Below are 16,465 nucleotides of genomic sequence, written 5' to 3' on the forward strand. Positions count from 1 at the left end.
TGGTGCCCAGGAGAGGACTCGAACCTCCACACCTTGCGGCACATGGACCTGAACCATGCGCGTCTACCAATTCCGCCACCTGGGCGCTGTCGCTTCACTTGTCGCTTCGCTTTCGCGTTGTTTCTTGTTCAGCAGCAGAGGAATGAGATTATGCATACTTTTTTGAAAGTGTGCAAGTCGTGTGGCATTTTTTTCACTTTTATTTGGAGCCGGGCTGCTTTCGACTTTCGATATAGTGTCGCCCCATGTCTCGTCCTCTTTGCACGCGCTGCCTGCGCCCGCTATCGCACTGCCTGTGCGCGCTGATTCCCTCGCTTGCCTGCCGTACTCGCGTGGTGGTGCTTCAGCATCCCAGCGAGGCGCGCCATGCCTTGAATACGGCGCGGCTGGCGGTGCTGGGGCTGGCCGGCTCGCGCCGCGTGGTGGGCGAGTATTTTTCGCAGGAGGATTGGGCGGCGCCCGGCTACGCGCCGCGCCTGCTGTTTCCCGGCGAGGACGCCGAGGTGCTGTCGCCAGGTTACGGCCAGGATCTGGCCATGCCCATACAGTTGATCGTGCCGGACGGCACCTGGGGGCATGCGCGCAAGCTGCTGCACATCAACCCCGGCCTGGCGGCTTTGCCACGCGTGATGCTGCCCGCCGGGTTGTCCACGCGCTACCGGGTCCGCCACGCCGACGTGCCTGGCGCGCTGTCCACGATCGAAGCCGTGACGCATGCGTTGAACGCCCTCGAGGCGCCGCGCAATTTCGATGCCTTGCTCAAGCCGTTCGAAGCATTGATCGATGGGCAGATCGAGGGGATGGGCGCTGATCTTTACGCGCGGCACCACTTGAACCGCAAGGTGCCGTGGCGTTAAAGGAAAGAAAGGGAAGGGGGGCGGAAAAGCGAACGCCCCGAAAACCTTGCGATTTTCGGGGCGCTTCAGCCGTTGCCACCAGGACGAAATGCACTGTCCTGATTAAAATTCCGTGGTGCCCAGGAGAGGACTCGAACCTCCACACCTTGCGGCACATGGACCTGAACCATGCGCGTCTACCAATTCCGCCACCTGGGCACTGAGAGATACTGTCAGAATGATGTGATACGCTGCGGCTCTGGTTGCATCGGTTTAGTTAAAATACATTAACTAAATATATGCATTCAGGGTGCAGTTGGATTTACAATCCCGACCTTACAATCCGAATTCACATCGAATTTCAGATCGAGTTTTTAGATCTCTTTAGATCTCGTTTAATCCCTTCTGACCATTTTCTGCTTCAGTGTTCAGCCTTGGGCGAACCACAGAAGCTGCGCATTATATACGGAAATTTTAGCTTTGGCAAAACGATCGAATAACGAATCGAATAACAACAGATCAACACCCTTGCCCGAAGCGCCGCCGGACTTCGACCCTGATGTACCGTCTCGTGAAGCCATCCTGAAAGCGCTGCGTGCCGCGGGCTCGCCGTTGTCTCCGGTGGAGCTGGCCGAGCGCATGGGCATCGAGCGCGCGGCAACGATGGTGGGGTTCGAGCGCCGGCTGGGCGCGATGGAGCGCGACGGGCAATTGATGCCCAATCGCAAGGGCGTGCTGCTGCTCGCCACCAAACTGGACTTCATCGCCGGCAAGGTGCTGGGTCATCGCGACGGCTTCGGCTTTCTGTTGCGCGACGACGGCGGGCCCGACCTGTTCCTGTCGCCGCGCGAAATGCTCAAGGTGCTGCACGGCGATCGCGTGCTGGTGAAGCCCGCGGGCGAATACCGAGGCAAGCCGGAAGGCACCATCGTGGAGGTCATCGAACGCCGCACCAATAAACTGGTGGGGCGCTTCCTGCATGAGCACGGGCTGTCCATCGTCGTGCCCGAAGACCAGCGCATCAAGCACGACATCCTGATTCCTCCCAGCGACACCAATGGCGCCCAGCATGGGCAGGTGGTCGCGGTGGAAATCATGGAGCAGCCGACCCGCCACACGCAGCCGCTGGGCCGTGTGGCCGAGGTCCTGGGCGAGATCGACGATCCCGGCATGGAAATCGAGATCGCGGTGCGCAAGTTCGACGTGCCCGTCGAGTTTTCGGAAGCCGCCCGCAAGCAGGCCGCGCGCCTGCCGGACGTGGTCCGCAAGGCTGATCTCAAGGACCGCATCGACCTGCGCGACGTGCCGCTCATCACGATCGACGGCGAGGACGCGCGCGACTTCGACGATGCGGTGTATTGCGAACCCGTCGAACTGGGCACGGGCCAACGCAAGCGTCCCGGCTGGCGCCTGCTGGTGGCCATCGCCGACGTGAGCCACTACGTACGCCCGGGCGATGCGCTGGACGACGACGCGATCGAACGCGGCACCAGCGTGTATTTCCCGCGCCGGGTCATTCCGATGCTGCCGGAGTCCCTGTCCAATGGCCTGTGTTCGCTGAATCCGGACGTCGACCGCCTGGTGCTGGTCTGCGACATGGTCATCCCGGCCAGCGGCGCCAAGGCCGGCACCGTCACCGCCTATCAGTTCTACAACGCGGTCATGCATTCGCATGCGCGCACCACCTATACGAATATCTGGGCCGCCTTGCAGCAGCCCGGCGGCCCGGCCGCGCACGCCATGCGCAGCGTGATGCCGCAGGTCCAGCATCTGTACGAACTCTTCCAACTGCTTTCGCAGGGGCGCAAGAAGCGCGGCGCCATCGACTTCGACACCGTCGAGACCAAGATCGTCTGCAATGAGCTCGGCCGTATCGAACAGATCGTGCCCTCCGTGCGCAATGATGCGCACAAGCTGATCGAAGAGTGCATGCTGGCCGCCAACACCTGCGCGGCCGACTTCATGACGCGCAGCAAGCATCCCGGCCTGTACCGTATCCACGAAGGCCCCACGCCGGAACGCCTGCAGTCGCTGCGCGAATTCCTGCGCACGATGGGCTTGTCGCTGGGCGGCGGCGATACGCCGACCGCCAAGGATTACGGGGACTTCCTCGAATCGGTGCGCGGACGCCCCGACTACCAGCTGCTGCAGACCATGTGCCTGCGCTCCATGCAGCAGGCCGTCTACAGCCCCGACAACATGGGCCACTTCGGCCTGGCGTACCCGGGCTATAGCCATTTCACGTCGCCGATCCGCCGCTATCCCGACCTGCTGACGCACCGGGTGATCAAGGCCCTGCTGGCTGGCCAGCGCTACATTCCCAGCCTGGACGACCAGCCGGTGGTCATCGGCCGCACCCAGCGCGAACATGAGCACGCCATCTGGGAAAAGATGGGCCTGGTCCTGTCGGCCAGCGAGCGCCGCGCCGACGAGGCCTCGCGCGACGTCGAAGCCTGGCTCAAGTGCTGGTTCGTCAAGGAGCGCGTGGGCGAAGACTTCAGCGGCACCGTCACCGGCGTCGCCAGCTTCGGCATCTTCGTCACGCTGGACACGCTGCACGTCGAAGGGCTGGTGCATGTCTCGGAACTGGGCGGCGAGTACTTCCAGTTCAACGACGCCCTGCACGAACTGCGCGGCGAACGCACGGGGATGCGCTACCGCCTGACCGACAAGGTGCAGGTGCAGGTATCGCGCGTGGACCTGGAGGCGCGCCGCATCGAGTTCCGCCTGGTGCAGGGCACGAGCTTCGATGCGCTGCGCAAGGCGGCTGCCCGCGGGCCCGACGAGCCGGCGCGCCGCGTGAAAAAGGCGGCTTCCCCGAAGCCGGCCGCCCTGAAAGGCCAGACCGCCAAGGAGCGGCGCGCCGAGGCCAAGAAGGCCAGCAAGCCGCCCAGGGCGCCCAAGGCATCGAAGCGGGCGGCGCCCGCCAAGAAGGCCGCGCACAAGCGCCATTGATTCCCTTTTATGGCCAGGCCGTCGTTTGGCGGCCGAGCCATACGGCGAGCCATAAGGGGTAACATTGCATTTATTGCCGGCCTGGTCCGGTGGCCCGCCCCGCTCTGGGGCGGGTATTCGTTTATCTAAAGGTATTGCATTTATGGCGTCGACCCAAGTTCTGGCCGGGTTTCACGCGGTTGTCGCGCGGCTGCGCCACGCCCCCGAATCGATCAGGGAAATCTATGTAGAGGCATCGCGCCGCGACAAGCGGATGCAGGCGTTCATCGAGCAGGCCGAAAAAGCGGGCCGCCGCCTGCATCCGGTGCCGATGGAGCGCCTGGACGGCCTGGCCCGCGGCACCCGCCACCAGGGCGTGGTGGCGCTGGCGGACGAGCGTCAACTGGCGGTGGACGTGGATGAGGTGCTCGACGTGATCGAAGGCCCGCCGCTGCTGCTGATCCTGGACGGCGTGACCGACCCGCACAACCTGGGCGCCTGCCTGCGCACCGCCGACGCCGCCGGCGTGCACGCGGTCATCGCGCCGCGCGACCGGGCCGTCGGCCTGAACGCGACGGTGCAGCGCGTGGCCTGCGGCGCGGCCGACACGGTGCCCTACCTGATGGTGACCAACCTGGCGCGCACGATGCGTGGCCTGAAAGACCGCGGCGTCTGGCTGGTGGGCACCGATGACCAGGCCACCGACAGCATGCACCAGATCGATGCGCGCCAGCCGATGGCGTGGGTCATGGGGGCGGAGGGCGAGGGCATGCGCCGCCTGACGCGCGAAACCTGCGACCAACTGGTCAACATCCCGATGCTGGGTTCGGTCGAAAGCCTGAACGTCAGCGTGGCCAGCGCCGTCTGCCTGTATGAAACCGTGCGCCAGCGCCGGCCCTGATCCGTCTGCTACGACTCCCTGCTAGACAGCAGTTCTTTTTCTTATCGCTTCCGCCCATCATGCACGAGAACGGCTTTACCACCACTATCCTCCATTCCGACCGCAAGCAATCCGTCGAGCACGGAGCGGTGCACAAGCCGATGCATCCGTCGTCGGAATTCGCGTACGACGACGCGCGCGAACTCGCTGCCGTGTTCCAGGGCAAGGCGGGCTTCACCTACGCGCGCCAGGGCACGCCCACCACGACCGCGTTGGAAGCCAAGATCAGCCAGATGGAAGCCGGCAAGGGCACGGTCAGCTTCGCGACCGGCATGGCCGCGCTGGCCGCCATCTTCACCACGCTGCTGCGCCGCGGCGACCACCTGGTGTCGAGCCAGTACGTGTTCGGCAATACCAACAGCCTCTTCGGCACGCTGCAGGAACTGGGCGTCGAGATCACTTTCGTGGACGCGACGGACTCCTCGCAGGTGCGCGCCGCCATCCAGCCCAACACCCGCATGGTCTTCACCGAGACCATCGCCAATCCGGGCACGCAGGTCGCCGACCTGGCCGTGATCGGCGAGATCTGCCGCGAGAAGGGCCTGGTCTACGTCGTGGACAACACCCTGACCTCGCCCTGGATGTTCCGCCCCGCCTCCGTGGGCGCTTCGCTGGTGATGAACTCGCTGTCCAAGTACATCGGCGGCCACGGCAACGCGCTGGGCGGCGCGGTCACGGACACCGGCCTGTACGACTGGTCGGGCTATGCCAATATCTATGAGGCCTATCGCAAGGGGCCGGCCACCGGCTGGGGCCTCACCCAGATCAAGAAGAAGGGCCTGCGCGACATGGGCGGAACGCTGGCGGCTGAACCCGCGCACCGCATTGCGGTGGGCGCCGAGACGCTGGCCCTGCGTATGGCCAAGCACTGCGCCAACGCGCTGGCGCTGGCGCGCTTCCTGGAAGAACACCCCGGCGTGGCCAAGGTGCATTATCCCGGCCTGGCCAGCCACCCGCAGCATGCGCGCTCGGCGGCGCTGTTCGGTTCGCGTTTCGGCGGCTTGCTGGGCGTGGAGCTGGCCGACGGCGTGAACTGCTTCGACTTCCTGAACCGTCTGCGCGTGGTGCTCATGGCCACTCACCTGGGCGACACCCGCAGCCTGGCGCTGCCCGCCGCCCACACGATCTATTACGAGATGGGCGCCGAGCGCCGCAAGCAGATGGGCATCGCGGACAGCCTCATCCGCGTGTCGGTGGGCATCGAGGACGAAGCCGATTTGCTGTTTGATTTCGATCAGGCGCTCAACGGCTGTCTGAACGGATAATGCTGCACGCGCGCGGCCGACGCCGCGCGCGTGCGCAACGCAAACGGGGTGGGGCTTATGCTCATACAGATAGCAGAAATTTTCACGAGTGAAGAAGCCGCGGACATCCGGCGCCGCCTGGATGCGGCCGATTGGGTGGACGGCAAAGTAACGGCTGGCCTCCAGTCCGCCGAGGTAAAGCACAATCGCCAACTGCCCGAGCAGCATCCTCTCGCCCAGGAGCTGGGCAACCTGATCCTGCAGCGGCTGGCCGGCAGCAACCTGTTCATGTCGGCGGCGCTGCCCCGCAAGATCTTTCCGCCGCTCTTCAATCGCTATGAAGGCGGCGAGGCTTTCGGCTATCACGTGGACAATGCCGTGCGCGGCATCGCCGGCACCGCCGAGCGCGTGCGCACGGATCTGTCGGCCACGCTGTTCTTCTCCGAACCCGATACCTACGACGGCGGCGAGCTCGTCATCGACGACACCTACGGTCCGCGCGCGGTGAAGCTGCCGGCGGGGCATATGGTGCTGTATCCCGGCACCAGTCTGCACAAGGTCAACCCGGTCACGCGCGGCGCGCGCGTTTCGTCCTTCTTCTGGATGCAAAGCCTGGTGCGCGAAGACAGCCAGCGCGCCTTGCTCCTGGACATGGACGTGGCGATCCAGCGCTTGAACCAGGATGCCGCGGGGCATCCCTCCATCGTGCAGTTGACCGGGATTTATCACAATTTGCTGCGTCGATGGGCCGACGTCTGACGCAACATTGATGCGTCGTAACGCAGTGTCGCGCAAACGCCGAATTGCGCGTTTCTGTTTATTGCGAAAACGGCCAAAAGCTAGTATTGGCGCGGGTTATGGTGAGGTTTTCGCTTGACAGCCGCGCCACGCCAAGGCCTAATACACCTCTGCGTCGCTGACGATTCGAAGGCTTTTTGCCATTGGATCCTAAGCGGCGCAGCAGTTTAAAAGTTGTGCTTTGCAGCGCAAGAAAAAAGTTTATCCACTGTCTGTTCGTCGTTTGTCGGGTCTTGCGTCTTTCGTGGCGTCCAATCATGACGGCCATGGACTGCACCTCCGGCAGACTCCACACCTTGTGAGGGGTACACCTGCATGAACAAAACCGAACTCATCGATCACATCGCCAGCAAGGCCGACATCTCCAAGGCTGCTGCCGGCCGTTCGCTCGACGCCCTGATCGGTGCCGTCAAGACCACCCTGAAGAAGGGCGGTACGGTTACGTTGGTTGGCTTTGGTACGTTTGCCGTGTCGGCCCGCGCCGCTCGCACCGGCCGCAACCCGCGCACGGGCGAAACCATCAAGATCAAGAAGGCCAAGGTGCCGAAGTTCCGTCCGGGCAAGGCCCTGAAGGACGCCGTCAACTAATGGGCGGCAGGCAGGTCGCAGGGCGTGGTTCCTCGCGATTTGCCGACAAGTGCGCGGTCCGGTATACTCCGGCCCGCGTATTGCTTTTGAGTGCCCCGGTTGGCAGTTGCTTGTACGGATTTTCGCGAATTTCGTCTTGAGGCTGCATCAGAAAGGGTGCTTAGCTCAGTTGGTAGAGCGGCGCCCTTACAAGGCGTAGGTCACAGGTTCGACCCCTGTAGCACCCACCAAAAGCATTGCATTACGCAGAAAACCCGCACACGTCGCCGTGGCGGGTTTTTTGTTTTGCGCGTCCCTTATTTCCGGCCATTTTGTCGCATCCGGTTTGACCTTGATCAGCAGTGTTGCGCGGTTTCAGACGAAATAGAACGTGCGAATCATTCGCATTTAAGATATTATTATTGGCTTGTACCGGCCAGCCGGCGCCGCCTTGGCGTGCGCGTCTTTCTCCGCAGGCCGGATAAGTCAATGCACCCTGGCTGATTCATGCCTAGTCTTCAACGCGGTTGGAATTCTTCTTCGCGGTCTTCATTCGGTATACGCGCAGGCGCTGGCCTCGCGGTTCTCGCGCTTCATGCTGCGGTGATCGGCGCCATCTTCATGGCGCCGGAAAACCGTCCCGAGCTCGAAGAGCCGGAGGCGATCATGGTGAGCGTGGTGGACGCGCCCATCCCCCAGATCGCCAAGGCCGAACCCACTCCTGAAGTACCGCAGCCGGTCACGGAACCGCCCCCCGAACCGCAGCCCGAGATCGAGCCCGAGCCCGAACCGGAACCCGAGCTCAAGCCGGAACCCGAACCGGAACCCGAACCCGAGCCGGTGGTTGAAAAGCCGCCCATGCCGGCGCCCAAGCCCAAGCCCAAGCCGAAACCCAAACCGAAGCCCAAACCCCAGCCCAAGCAAGAGGTCAAGCAGGAGGTCAAGCCCGAAACGCCGCCCCAGCAGACGCCGCCCAGCGGCGCGCCGGAAGGCACGCAGGCGCCTCAGGGGCCGCAGCAAGGGCCGCCGCCCGACCAGCCGGTGCTGGTGTCCAGCATCGAATTCCAGGGCGCGCGCCCGATGCCGAATTACCCTATGGCTTCGCGCCGCATGCGCGAAGAGGGCAGGGTGGTGGTGCTGGTGGAGATCAATACCCAGGGGCTGGTCGAGCGCGCAACCATCGATTCGTCTTCGGGCTTCTCGCGCCTGGATGAGTCCGCGCTGGCCGCCGCCCGCAAGGGCCGTTTCAAGCCTTATACCCGTAATGGCGTGGCCTATCCCGCCAAAGCCAAAATTCCGTTCGATTTCGTCATGAGGAACTGAGATGTCCAACGCATTGCATAGCGCCACCCTGGTGGCGCAGGCGACTACCAGCCCGGCCGTGCCGGCGGCCGCCGCGCCCGCCGCCGCAGCGGCCGCGCCTGCGGCTCCGCAAGCCGCCTCGGCGGTCGGCGAAGCCACCCAGCAGGCCGCAGGCGTGCTCCAGCAGTCGGCCGACGCGCTGCACAGCGCCGCCGCCGCACTGCCGCCCGCTGCGCCGGCCCCCATCGCCACGCCCGATATGGGCTTCCTGCACTTCGTCGCGCAAAGCGACTTCGTGGGCAAGACCCTGTTCGTCATCCTGATCCTGATGTCGCTGGTGACCTGGTACCTGATCCTGGTCAAGGCCGCCAGCAACGTCGCCATGCGCAAGCGCGCGGCGGACTTCCTGAACAAGTTCTGGAACGCCAGCTCGCTCGAGCAGGTTGAAAACGAAATCGTGACCCACGGCGCGCGCGATCCGTTCTCGCACCTGGCCAGCCATGCCATGCACGCGCAGGCGCATCACAACAAATTCGGCGCGACCAAGCTGGAAGAGTCCGGCAGCAATTCCGATTTCGTCACCCGCACCATGCGCAAGGTCATCGACGAAGAAACCGCCAAGCTGGAAAACGGCCTGACCGTGCTGGCCTCGGTGGGTTCGACGGCGCCTTTCGTGGGCCTGTTCGGCACGGTCTGGGGCGTGTACCACGCGCTGGTCGGCATCGGCCTGTCCGACGGCGTGACCATCAACCGCATCGCCGGCCCCGTCGGCGAGGCGCTGATCATGACCGGCCTGGGCCTGGCCGTTGCCATCCCTGCGGTGCTGGCGTACAACACTTTCGTGCGCAACAACCGCGTGTTCCTGTCGCGCCTGGACGCCTTCGCGCATGACCTGTTCGCCTTCCTGACCACCGGCCAGCAGGTTGAACTGTCCGATGGCAAGGTGCGTGCCCTGCGCCGCCAGAACGGCGGCGCCCAACGCGGGAGCGAATAATGGCCTTTGGCAGCTTCGAGGGAAAGGGGTCTGGAAGCCACGCGGTTTCCGAGATCAACATGGTGCCCCTGATCGACGTCATGCTGGTGCTGCTGGTGATCTTCATCATCACCGCGCCGCTGCTGGCGCACTCGATCAAGATCAACATGCCCCAGGTGGCCGCGGAGCAGATCGAGGAAGAACCCAAGACGGTCGACCTGGCCATCGACGCCAGCGGCGCACTGTTCTGGGATGAAAAGCCGGTCAATATCGACGACCTGCCCAACCGGTTCAAATCGATCGCCGGCACCAAGCCGCAGCCCGAGATCCGCATCCGCGCCGATCAGAACACCCGCTACGAAACGCTGGCCAAGGTCATGGCTTCGGCGCGCCGTTCGGGCATGACGCGCATCGGGTTCGTCACTACCCCGCCTTCGGGCGGCGCGCCCGCGGGCGAAGCGGCGCCCGCCGCGGCTGGGGCCGCCCCGGCTCCGGCCGCGCGCTGAACGAATTCCGGCCGGGGGCGCACTTCGCGCCCCCTTTCGGCCGGGATCGCGCTAGAATCGCGGCATGCGAGTTCTGGTAATCGAAGACGACACCACCCTGGGCCATGCGCTCCAGGAATTCCTGGCCGACCAGGGTTATGCGGTCGACTGGCTGACCGAAGGCGACCGTGTCCTGGGCGCCCTGGCAGGCCAGCCGTACGATCTGCTGCTGCTTGATCTCAACCTTCCGGGCATGAGCGGGCTGGACGTCCTGAGGCAATTGCGCCAGGACGGCAATCAGGTTCCCGTGCTCATCCTCACTGCCCGCGACGGCATCGACGACCGCGTCGCCGGCCTGGACGCCGGCGCGGACGATTACGTTACCAAGCCTTTCGAACTGCCCGAGCTGGCGGCGCGCGTGCGCGCCTTCGGCCGCCGCCGCGCCGGACAGGCGCAGCCCCTGATCGAAGTGGGCCCGCTGGTGTTCGACACCGTCGGACGCGAAGTCCGCGCCAATGGCCAGCGCCTGTCGTTGTCCGTGCGCGAACTGTCTGTGCTGGAAATGCTGATGGCCCGCGTGGGCCGTGTCGTGGCCAAGCGCCAGATCGTGAATTCGCTTTCCGCCTGGGATGCCGACTTCAGCGAAAACGCCGTCGAAGTCTATGTGTACCGCCTGCGCAAGCGCCTCGAAGGCACGGGCGCCAGCATCCAGACAGTGCGCGGCTTTGGCTACATGCTGGATGTCGAAACGGCCTGACGGCTTCACGGCCCGCCGGCGGCCGCCACATGCCGGCCGAGCGCATCCCATCGCCTGAGCAAGGGCATCGCGTCATGACGCAGGAACGCACTCCCAACGCCCCCCCGGCTTCGCGCCCCTTACTTCCCTCCCGTTCGCTTGCGCGGCATCTGGTCATCCGGCTGATGCCGCCGATCCTGCTGCTCGTCCTGCTGGACCTGGCCGCAACCTGGGTCATCACGCACAAGATCGACATGTCGCTCTGGATGCTTGAGGACTTCTTCTGGCTGATGGTGGTGGGGCAGATCGCCCTGATCGCCTTGTTCACCTGGGTAGTGGTGCAGGGCGTGCGCTCGGGCCTGCGGTCCGTCAACCACCTGTCCGAGGAGATCCGGCAGCGTTCCATCGACGACATGCAGCCGCTGGAAGTGGCGGGCGTGCCGGTAGAGATCGAGCCGCTGGTGACGCATACCAATGACCTGCTGCTGCGCCTGGACGCTTCGCTGGCGGCGCAGCGGCGCTTCATCGGCCACGCGGCCCACCAGCTGCGCACCCCCTTGTCCGGCCTGCGGCTGGAGTCGGAGCTGATGCTGGCCCGGCCCCTGCCCGACGATGTGCGGGCGAGGGCGGAACGCATCAAGGCGGTGAGCGACCGCATGATCCGGCTGGGCCAGCAGTTGCTGGTGCTGGCGCGGGCCGATCCCAACGCGCGTCCGCAAGACAGCTTCGTGCGCATCGACCTGTGCGAATGGGTCCGGGCGCATGGCGCCGAATGGTTTCCGCGCGTGCGCGAAGCGCGCTACGAACTCGACCTGGTGGCGCCCGACGCGCCTATCTGGATCGACGCCGATCCCTTGCTGCTGGCGGAACTGCTGGGCAACCTGATCGACAACGCCTTGCGCTACGGCAACGCCACGGGCCGCATCACGCTGATCGTGGGCGCCAATCCGCCTTCCCTGACCGTCGAGGACGACGGGCCGGGGATACCTCCGGAAGAGCGCGACCGCGTGTTCGAGGCGTTCTATCGTTCGCCCAGCGCCACGGTAGGGGGCTCGGGCCTGGGCCTGGCCATCGTGCGCGAGATCGCGCACGCGCATGGCGCCTGGTGGAAGCTCACCAGCCGCCCCGATTTTTCCGGCACACGGCTATCCGTCGTGTTTCCCGGCCCTCGAAAAGGGGCCCAACTCACCCGTCAAGAACCCACATCATGAGCCAGGATACAGCCGGCGCTCCCACCCCGAACGTCGCCCACGCAAGCGGCGCGCATGCGCCATCGTCGCGGGCGGCGCTCATCCTGGGGGCGCTGGGCGTGGTGTACGGAGACATCGGCACCAGCCCCCTGTACACGCTGCGGGCCTGTCTCACGGGCCTGAGCGTGCACACTGACCTGGAGCCGCCGCATCTGCTGGGCGTGCTGTCCATCCTGTTCTGGATGCTGATGGTGGTGGTGTCGTTCAAGTACGTGACGCTGGTGCTGCGCGCCGACAACCGCGGCGAAGGCGGCACGCTGGCGCTGCTGGAGCTGGCGGTGCGCGCCCGCGAAGGCAAGTTGCGTTGGGTGCTGATCGTGCTGGGGATCTTCGGCGCCGCGCTGTTCTACGGCGACAGCATGATTACGCCGGCGATCTCTGTGCTGTCGGCGCTGGAAGGGATCGGCATCGTGTCGCACCAGCTCGACAACTGGGTCGTGCCGATCGCGCTGGTGGTGCTGGTGGCGCTGTTCGTGATCCAGTCGCACGGCACGGGCGCCATGGGCAAGCTCTTCGGTCCGGTGATGCTGCTTTGGTTCGGCACGCTGGCCGCGCTGGGCGGCTGGCAGATCTGGCAGACGCCGGAGGTGCTGGCCGCGCTGAATCCCATGTGGGGGCTGCGCTTCATCATCGAGTTCCCCTGGATCAGCTTCGTGCTGCTGGGCGCGGTGGTGCTGGCATTGACGGGCGCCGAGGCCCTGTACGCGGACATGGGCCATTTCGGCCGTCCGGCGATCCGCAGGGCCTGGTTCAGCATGGTGCTGCCGGCGCTGACGCTGTGCTATTTCGGCCAGGGCGCGCTGCTGTTGCGCGATCCCGAAGCCATCCGCAATCCGTTCTTCATGATGGCCCCCGACTGGGGGCTGGCGCCGCTAGTTGCCCTGGCCACGATCGCCACGATCGTGGCGTCGCAGGCGGTGATTTCGGGCGCGTATTCGGTGACCCGCCAGGCGGTGCAGTTGGGCTTCTGGCCGCGCATGCAGATCCTGCACACCTCGGCGATCGAGAAAGGGCAGATCTACCTGCCGCAGGTCAACGCGCTGCTGCTGTGCGCGGTGCTGGTCCTGGTGCTGCTGTTCCGCAATTCCGACAACCTGGCCGCCGCCTACGGTTTCGCGGTCACGGGCACCATGCTGACGACCTCGGTGCTGGCTTTCGCGGTGCTGCCGCGAGGCAGCACGGGCGTGAAGCGGATGATGTGGTTCGTGGTGCTGGGCATGCTGCTGCTGTTCGATGTGCTGCTGTTCTCGGCCAATGTGTTCAAGATCCACGAGGGCGGCTGGCTGCCGCTGGTGGTGGCGATCGTGGTGTTCACGCTGATGATGACGTGGCGCCGCGGCCGCCGGCTGCTGTCCGAGATGCAGCAGAGGGACCGCCAGCCGCTCAAGGAATTCATGGCGCAGCTTGAGGAGTATCCGCCGTCGCGCGTGCCCGGCACCGCCATCTTCATGACCATGAATTCCGGGAACGTGCCGCCGGCCCTGCTGCACAACCTGAAGCACAACAAGGTGCTGCACGATCACGTGCTATTCCTGACCATTCTGGTGGCGGACGTGCCGTACGTGTCGCCGGAAGAGCGCTTCACGGTGCAGAAGATCAGCGCCTCCAGCTGGCAGGCCACGATCAACTACGGCTTCAAGGAAGATCCGGACGTGCCGGAAGCGCTGCGTCTGGTGGCCGAAGCCTATCCGGAAATCGATCTGGAGCCGATGCGGACGTCGTATTTCCTGTCGCGCCAGACCGTGGTGGCGGCGAAGAAGCCGGCGTTGTGGCGCTGGCGCCGCGCGGTGTTTTCCTTCATGGCGCGCAATTCGACCCGCAGCACGAAGTTCTTCAAGATTCCGGCGAACCGGGTCGTCGAGATGGGGATGCAGGTCGAGCTGTAGGCGGAGGCCTGCCGCGCCCGGCGCGCGGCGCCGGCGCCCTGGAAAAGAAAAAACCCTTCGGCATGCCGAAGGGTTTTTTAACGTCAGGCCGCCGAAGGATTACTTCTTGTGGGCGTCCTTCAGTTGGGGCAGCGAGGTGCCCGACGAGGCCAGCAGGCCCGTCTTCACGTAGGTGAACAGCTTTTCGCGCGTGTCGACGATGTCGAGGTTGCGCATGGTCAGCTGGCCGATACGGTCTGCAGGGGTGAAGGGGGCGTTTTCCACCTTCTCCATGGACAGGCGCTCGGGTGCGTAGGTCAGGTTGGGCGATTCCGTGTTCAGCAGCGAGTAGTCGTTGCCGCGTCGCAGTTCGACGGTGACCTCGCCGGTGATGGCGCGGGCCACCCAACGCTGGGCGGTTTCGCGCAGCATGATGGCTTGCGGGTCGAACCAGCGGCCCTGGTACAGCAGGCGGCCCAGCTTGCGGCCGCTTTCACGGTACTGCTCGATCGTGTCTTCGTTGTGGATGCCGGTGACCAGGCGTTCGTAGGCGATGAAGAGCAGGGCCAGGCCCGGGGCTTCATAGATGCCGCGGCTCTTGGCTTCGATGATGCGGTTTTCGATCTGGTCGCTCATGCCCAGGCCGTGGCGGCCGCCGATGCGGTTGGCCTCGAGCATCAGCTCGACCGGGTCGCTGTATTCAACGCCGTTCAGGGCGACCGGCTGGCCTTCCTCGAAGCGGACGGTGACTTCTTCGGCCTTGACGGCCACGTCGTCGCGCCAGAACGCCACGCCCATGATGGGCTTGACGATGCGGATGCCGGAGTTCAGGTGCTCCAGGTCCTTGGCTTCGTGGGTGGCGCCCAGCAGGTTGGAGTCGGTGGAGTAGGCTTTCTCGGCCGACATCTTGTAGTCGAAACCGGCCTGGCGCATGTATTCCGACATTTCCGAACGGCCGCCGAGCTCGTCGATGAAACGCTGATCGAGCCAGGGCTTGTAGATCTTCAGGTCCGGGTTGGTGAGCAGGCCATAGCGGTAGAAGCGCTCGATGTCGTTGCCCTTGAAGGTGCTGCCGTCGCCCCAGATGTTGACGTCGTCTTCCTTCATGGCTGCCACCAGCATCGTGCCGGTGACAGCGCGGCCGATGGGGGTGGTGTTGAAGTAGGTAATGCCGGCGGTCGAGATGTGGAACGCGCCCGATTGCAGGGCGGCGATGCCTTCGGCGACCAGTTGTGCGCGGCAGTCGATCAGACGGGCCTTTTCGGCGCCGTAGGCCATGGCCTTGCGCGGGATCTCATCGTAGTCGGACTCGTCGGGCTGGCCCAGGTTCGCCGTGTAGGCGTAGGGGACGACGCCGTTGTTGCGCATCCACAGGAGCGCCGCGCTGGTGTCGAGGCCGCCGGAAAAGGCGATGCCGACCTTCTGGCCGGTGGGAAGGTTCGGGAGGATAGTGGTCATTGTTTGAGGTGAGACGCCAACAGGACTTTGACAGCAGACTTTGACAGCAGCTAGCCGCCAGACATGAAAACTAGCGCCATTTTAACTCTTTTGGGCGGAGGGCCGGGGAGCGAACAGCGCGGGCACGTCGAGCTGGGGGATCAGCTGCGCGGTAGCCGTGGCCAGGCGCGTGGACGGCCGATGGCGGGCGCAGGCCAGCACCAGGTCGTTGGTGATCGCCGGGTTGCCGATATCGCACAGGGACAGTTCGTGTTCCGCGGCCGGCCCGCGCGCCGCCGAGCGCGGCAGGATCGCGTAGGCGTCGCCCTGGGCGGCCAGTTCGACGATGGTCTGGACGGCGTCCACTTCGACCGCGATCGTCAGCCGCACGCCCTGGGCGCGGCACACGCTTTCGACCAAGGTGCGGATGGCGTTGGGCAGGCTGGGCACCACCAGCGGATAGTCGCCCAGCTGCGCCACGTCGATCCGCGCGGGCAGCGGGGGGCGATGCCCGGCCGCCGCCACCAGCACCAGGTCTTCGCGGAACAGCGATTCGTACGCCAGCTGGGGCGAAGGGGCGGGATCGTAAAGCAGGGCCAGGTCGACCCGGCCGGCCAGCAGCCATTCGCGCACCTGGGCGCTTAGGCCCTCCGCCACCGCGATGGACGCGCCGGGAAAGCCGCGGCGAAAGGCCTGGACCAGCGGCGGGGTCAGCACCCGCGCGATGCGGGGCGGCAGGCCCACGATCACTTTGCCCGTAGGCGTTTCGCGCAGGCTTTGCAGGTCTTCCTTGGCGCGTTCGGCCAGGGCCAGGAGGGCGCGGGCGTGTTCCAGGAAGCGCAGGCCGGCTTCGGTGGGCTCCGCGCCGCGGCCGTTGCGATACAGCAAGTGCTGGCCGAGCTCCAGTTCCAGCAGGCGCACCTGGCGGCTGAGCGTGGGCTGCGCCACGTCCAGCATTTCGGCCGCGCGGGAGAAGCTGCGCCGTTCCGCCACCCGCAGGAAGTATTCGATCTGCTTGAGGTCCACTGGGTATTTAATATTTCTATATCTGAAATCAAAGATATAGCATTGTTTGGCCACCTGCAATCCGGGAGCATG

General features: G+C 65.0%; 14 protein-coding genes and 3 tRNA genes. 13 read left to right on the top strand and 4 right to left on the bottom strand.

Annotated elements, in window-relative coordinates:
- Window positions 1-85, bottom strand: a tRNA-Leu gene (locus AGI3411_RS25330).
- A gap of 160 nt (window positions 86-245) precedes the next feature.
- On the opposite strand from AGI3411_RS25330, the gene AGI3411_RS25335 reads away from it, so the two are divergent.
- Window positions 246-857 carry a tRNA-uridine aminocarboxypropyltransferase gene (locus AGI3411_RS25335; RefSeq protein WP_129530083.1) on the top strand — a complete coding sequence of 204 codons (612 nt, stop codon included), beginning with the start codon at window positions 246-248 and terminating at the stop codon, window positions 855-857.
- A gap of 113 nt (window positions 858-970) precedes the next feature.
- Here the strand turns inward: AGI3411_RS25335 and AGI3411_RS25340 are convergent.
- A tRNA-Leu gene (locus AGI3411_RS25340) sits at window positions 971-1,055 on the bottom strand.
- Between the two features lie 261 nt (window positions 1,056-1,316).
- On the opposite strand from AGI3411_RS25340, the gene rnr reads away from it, so the two are divergent.
- The 12 genes from rnr (at window position 1,317) to AGI3411_RS25400 (ending at window position 13,951) form a co-directional block, all read left to right on the top strand.
- Window positions 1,317-3,791 carry a ribonuclease R gene (gene rnr, locus AGI3411_RS25345; protein ID WP_129530084.1) on the top strand — a complete coding sequence of 825 codons (2,475 nt, stop codon included), beginning with the start codon at window positions 1,317-1,319 and terminating at the stop codon, window positions 3,789-3,791.
- Between the two features lie 142 nt (window positions 3,792-3,933).
- The gene (rlmB, locus tag AGI3411_RS25350; RefSeq protein ID WP_129530085.1) at window positions 3,934-4,671 is read left to right on the top strand and encodes a 23S rRNA (guanosine(2251)-2'-O)-methyltransferase RlmB; all 738 of its coding nucleotides are present in this window, start codon (window positions 3,934-3,936) and stop codon (window positions 4,669-4,671) included.
- A 59-nt stretch (window positions 4,672-4,730) separates the two neighbouring features.
- Window positions 4,731-5,975: a cystathionine gamma-synthase family protein gene (locus AGI3411_RS25355; RefSeq protein WP_129530086.1), complete on the top strand. Its 1,245-nt coding sequence runs from the start codon at window positions 4,731-4,733 to the stop codon at window positions 5,973-5,975.
- A 57-nt stretch (window positions 5,976-6,032) separates the two neighbouring features.
- Window positions 6,033-6,713 (top strand): Fe2+-dependent dioxygenase, encoded by a 681-nt coding sequence (locus AGI3411_RS25360; RefSeq protein WP_129530087.1) that lies wholly within the window; start codon window positions 6,033-6,035, stop codon window positions 6,711-6,713.
- 354 nt (window positions 6,714-7,067) lie between these two features.
- Window positions 7,068-7,340 carry an HU family DNA-binding protein gene (locus AGI3411_RS25365; RefSeq protein WP_003812968.1) on the top strand — a complete coding sequence of 91 codons (273 nt, stop codon included), beginning with the start codon at window positions 7,068-7,070 and terminating at the stop codon, window positions 7,338-7,340.
- 154 nt (window positions 7,341-7,494) lie between these two features.
- A tRNA-Val gene (locus AGI3411_RS25370) sits at window positions 7,495-7,570 on the top strand.
- Between the two features lie 256 nt (window positions 7,571-7,826).
- Window positions 7,827-8,642: an energy transducer TonB gene (locus tag AGI3411_RS25375; RefSeq protein WP_129530088.1), complete on the top strand. Its 816-nt coding sequence runs from the start codon at window positions 7,827-7,829 to the stop codon at window positions 8,640-8,642.
- A gap of 1 nt (window position 8,643) precedes the next feature.
- Window positions 8,644-9,615 carry a MotA/TolQ/ExbB proton channel family protein gene (locus AGI3411_RS25380; protein ID WP_129530089.1) on the top strand — a complete coding sequence of 324 codons (972 nt, stop codon included), beginning with the start codon at window positions 8,644-8,646 and terminating at the stop codon, window positions 9,613-9,615.
- On the top strand, window positions 9,615-10,100 hold the full coding sequence (locus tag AGI3411_RS25385) for an ExbD/TolR family protein (RefSeq protein WP_129530090.1): 486 nt from the start codon (window positions 9,615-9,617) through the stop codon (window positions 10,098-10,100). Before AGI3411_RS25380 ends, AGI3411_RS25385 begins: the two co-directional genes overlap by 1 nt.
- Window positions 10,101-10,164: 64 nt before the next feature.
- Complete coding sequence (locus AGI3411_RS25390; protein ID WP_129530091.1) at window positions 10,165-10,836, top strand: response regulator transcription factor; 672 nt, start codon at window positions 10,165-10,167, stop codon at window positions 10,834-10,836.
- 74 nt (window positions 10,837-10,910) lie between these two features.
- Complete coding sequence (locus AGI3411_RS25395) at window positions 10,911-12,026, top strand: sensor histidine kinase (protein WP_244240452.1); 1,116 nt, start codon at window positions 10,911-10,913, stop codon at window positions 12,024-12,026.
- Window positions 12,023-13,951 carry a potassium transporter Kup gene (locus AGI3411_RS25400; protein WP_129530092.1) on the top strand — a complete coding sequence of 643 codons (1,929 nt, stop codon included), beginning with the start codon at window positions 12,023-12,025 and terminating at the stop codon, window positions 13,949-13,951. The genes AGI3411_RS25395 and AGI3411_RS25400 overlap by 4 nt, the downstream gene beginning before the upstream one ends.
- A gap of 99 nt (window positions 13,952-14,050) precedes the next feature.
- Here AGI3411_RS25400 and argG read toward each other — a convergent pair whose 3' ends face one another.
- Together argG and AGI3411_RS25410 are read right to left on the bottom strand one after the other, a co-directional pair.
- A complete protein-coding gene (argG, locus tag AGI3411_RS25405; protein WP_129530093.1) occupies window positions 14,051-15,388 on the bottom strand; it encodes an argininosuccinate synthase in 1,338 nt (445 codons plus the stop codon).
- 81 nt (window positions 15,389-15,469) lie between these two features.
- Window positions 15,470-16,393, bottom strand: coding sequence for a LysR family transcriptional regulator (locus AGI3411_RS25410; RefSeq protein WP_129530094.1), 924 nt, complete (start codon window positions 16,391-16,393; stop codon window positions 15,470-15,472).
- Window positions 16,394-16,465: the final 72 nt, after the last annotated feature.

The organism is Achromobacter agilis (genome assembly GCF_900496965.1).
In the GTDB taxonomy this organism is placed as follows: Bacteria; Pseudomonadota; Gammaproteobacteria; order Burkholderiales; family Burkholderiaceae_B; genus Achromobacter; species Achromobacter agilis.

Excerpts from the sequence above, each read along its gene's own strand:
- AGI3411_RS25335 (WP_129530083.1), top strand. The coding sequence starts at position 246 with ATGTCTCGTCCTCTTTGCACGCGCTGCCTGCGCCCGCTATCGCACTGC.
- rlmB (WP_129530085.1), top strand. The coding sequence starts at position 3,934 with ATGGCGTCGACCCAAGTTCTGGCCGGGTTTCACGCGGTTGTCGCGCGG.
- AGI3411_RS25355 (WP_129530086.1), top strand. The coding sequence starts at position 4,731 with ATGCACGAGAACGGCTTTACCACCACTATCCTCCATTCCGACCGCAAG.
- AGI3411_RS25360 (WP_129530087.1), top strand. The coding sequence starts at position 6,033 with ATGCTCATACAGATAGCAGAAATTTTCACGAGTGAAGAAGCCGCGGAC.
- AGI3411_RS25365 (WP_003812968.1), top strand. The coding sequence starts at position 7,068 with ATGAACAAAACCGAACTCATCGATCACATCGCCAGCAAGGCCGACATC.
- AGI3411_RS25375 (WP_129530088.1), top strand. The coding sequence starts at position 7,827 with ATGCCTAGTCTTCAACGCGGTTGGAATTCTTCTTCGCGGTCTTCATTC.
- AGI3411_RS25380 (WP_129530089.1), top strand. The coding sequence starts at position 8,644 with ATGTCCAACGCATTGCATAGCGCCACCCTGGTGGCGCAGGCGACTACC.
- AGI3411_RS25385 (WP_129530090.1), top strand. The coding sequence starts at position 9,615 with ATGGCCTTTGGCAGCTTCGAGGGAAAGGGGTCTGGAAGCCACGCGGTT.
- AGI3411_RS25390 (WP_129530091.1), top strand. The coding sequence starts at position 10,165 with ATGCGAGTTCTGGTAATCGAAGACGACACCACCCTGGGCCATGCGCTC.
- AGI3411_RS25395 (WP_244240452.1), top strand. The coding sequence starts at position 10,911 with ATGACGCAGGAACGCACTCCCAACGCCCCCCCGGCTTCGCGCCCCTTA.
- AGI3411_RS25400 (WP_129530092.1), top strand. The coding sequence starts at position 12,023 with ATGAGCCAGGATACAGCCGGCGCTCCCACCCCGAACGTCGCCCACGCA.
- argG (WP_129530093.1), bottom strand. The coding sequence starts at position 15,388 with ATGACCACTATCCTCCCGAACCTTCCCACCGGCCAGAAGGTCGGCATC.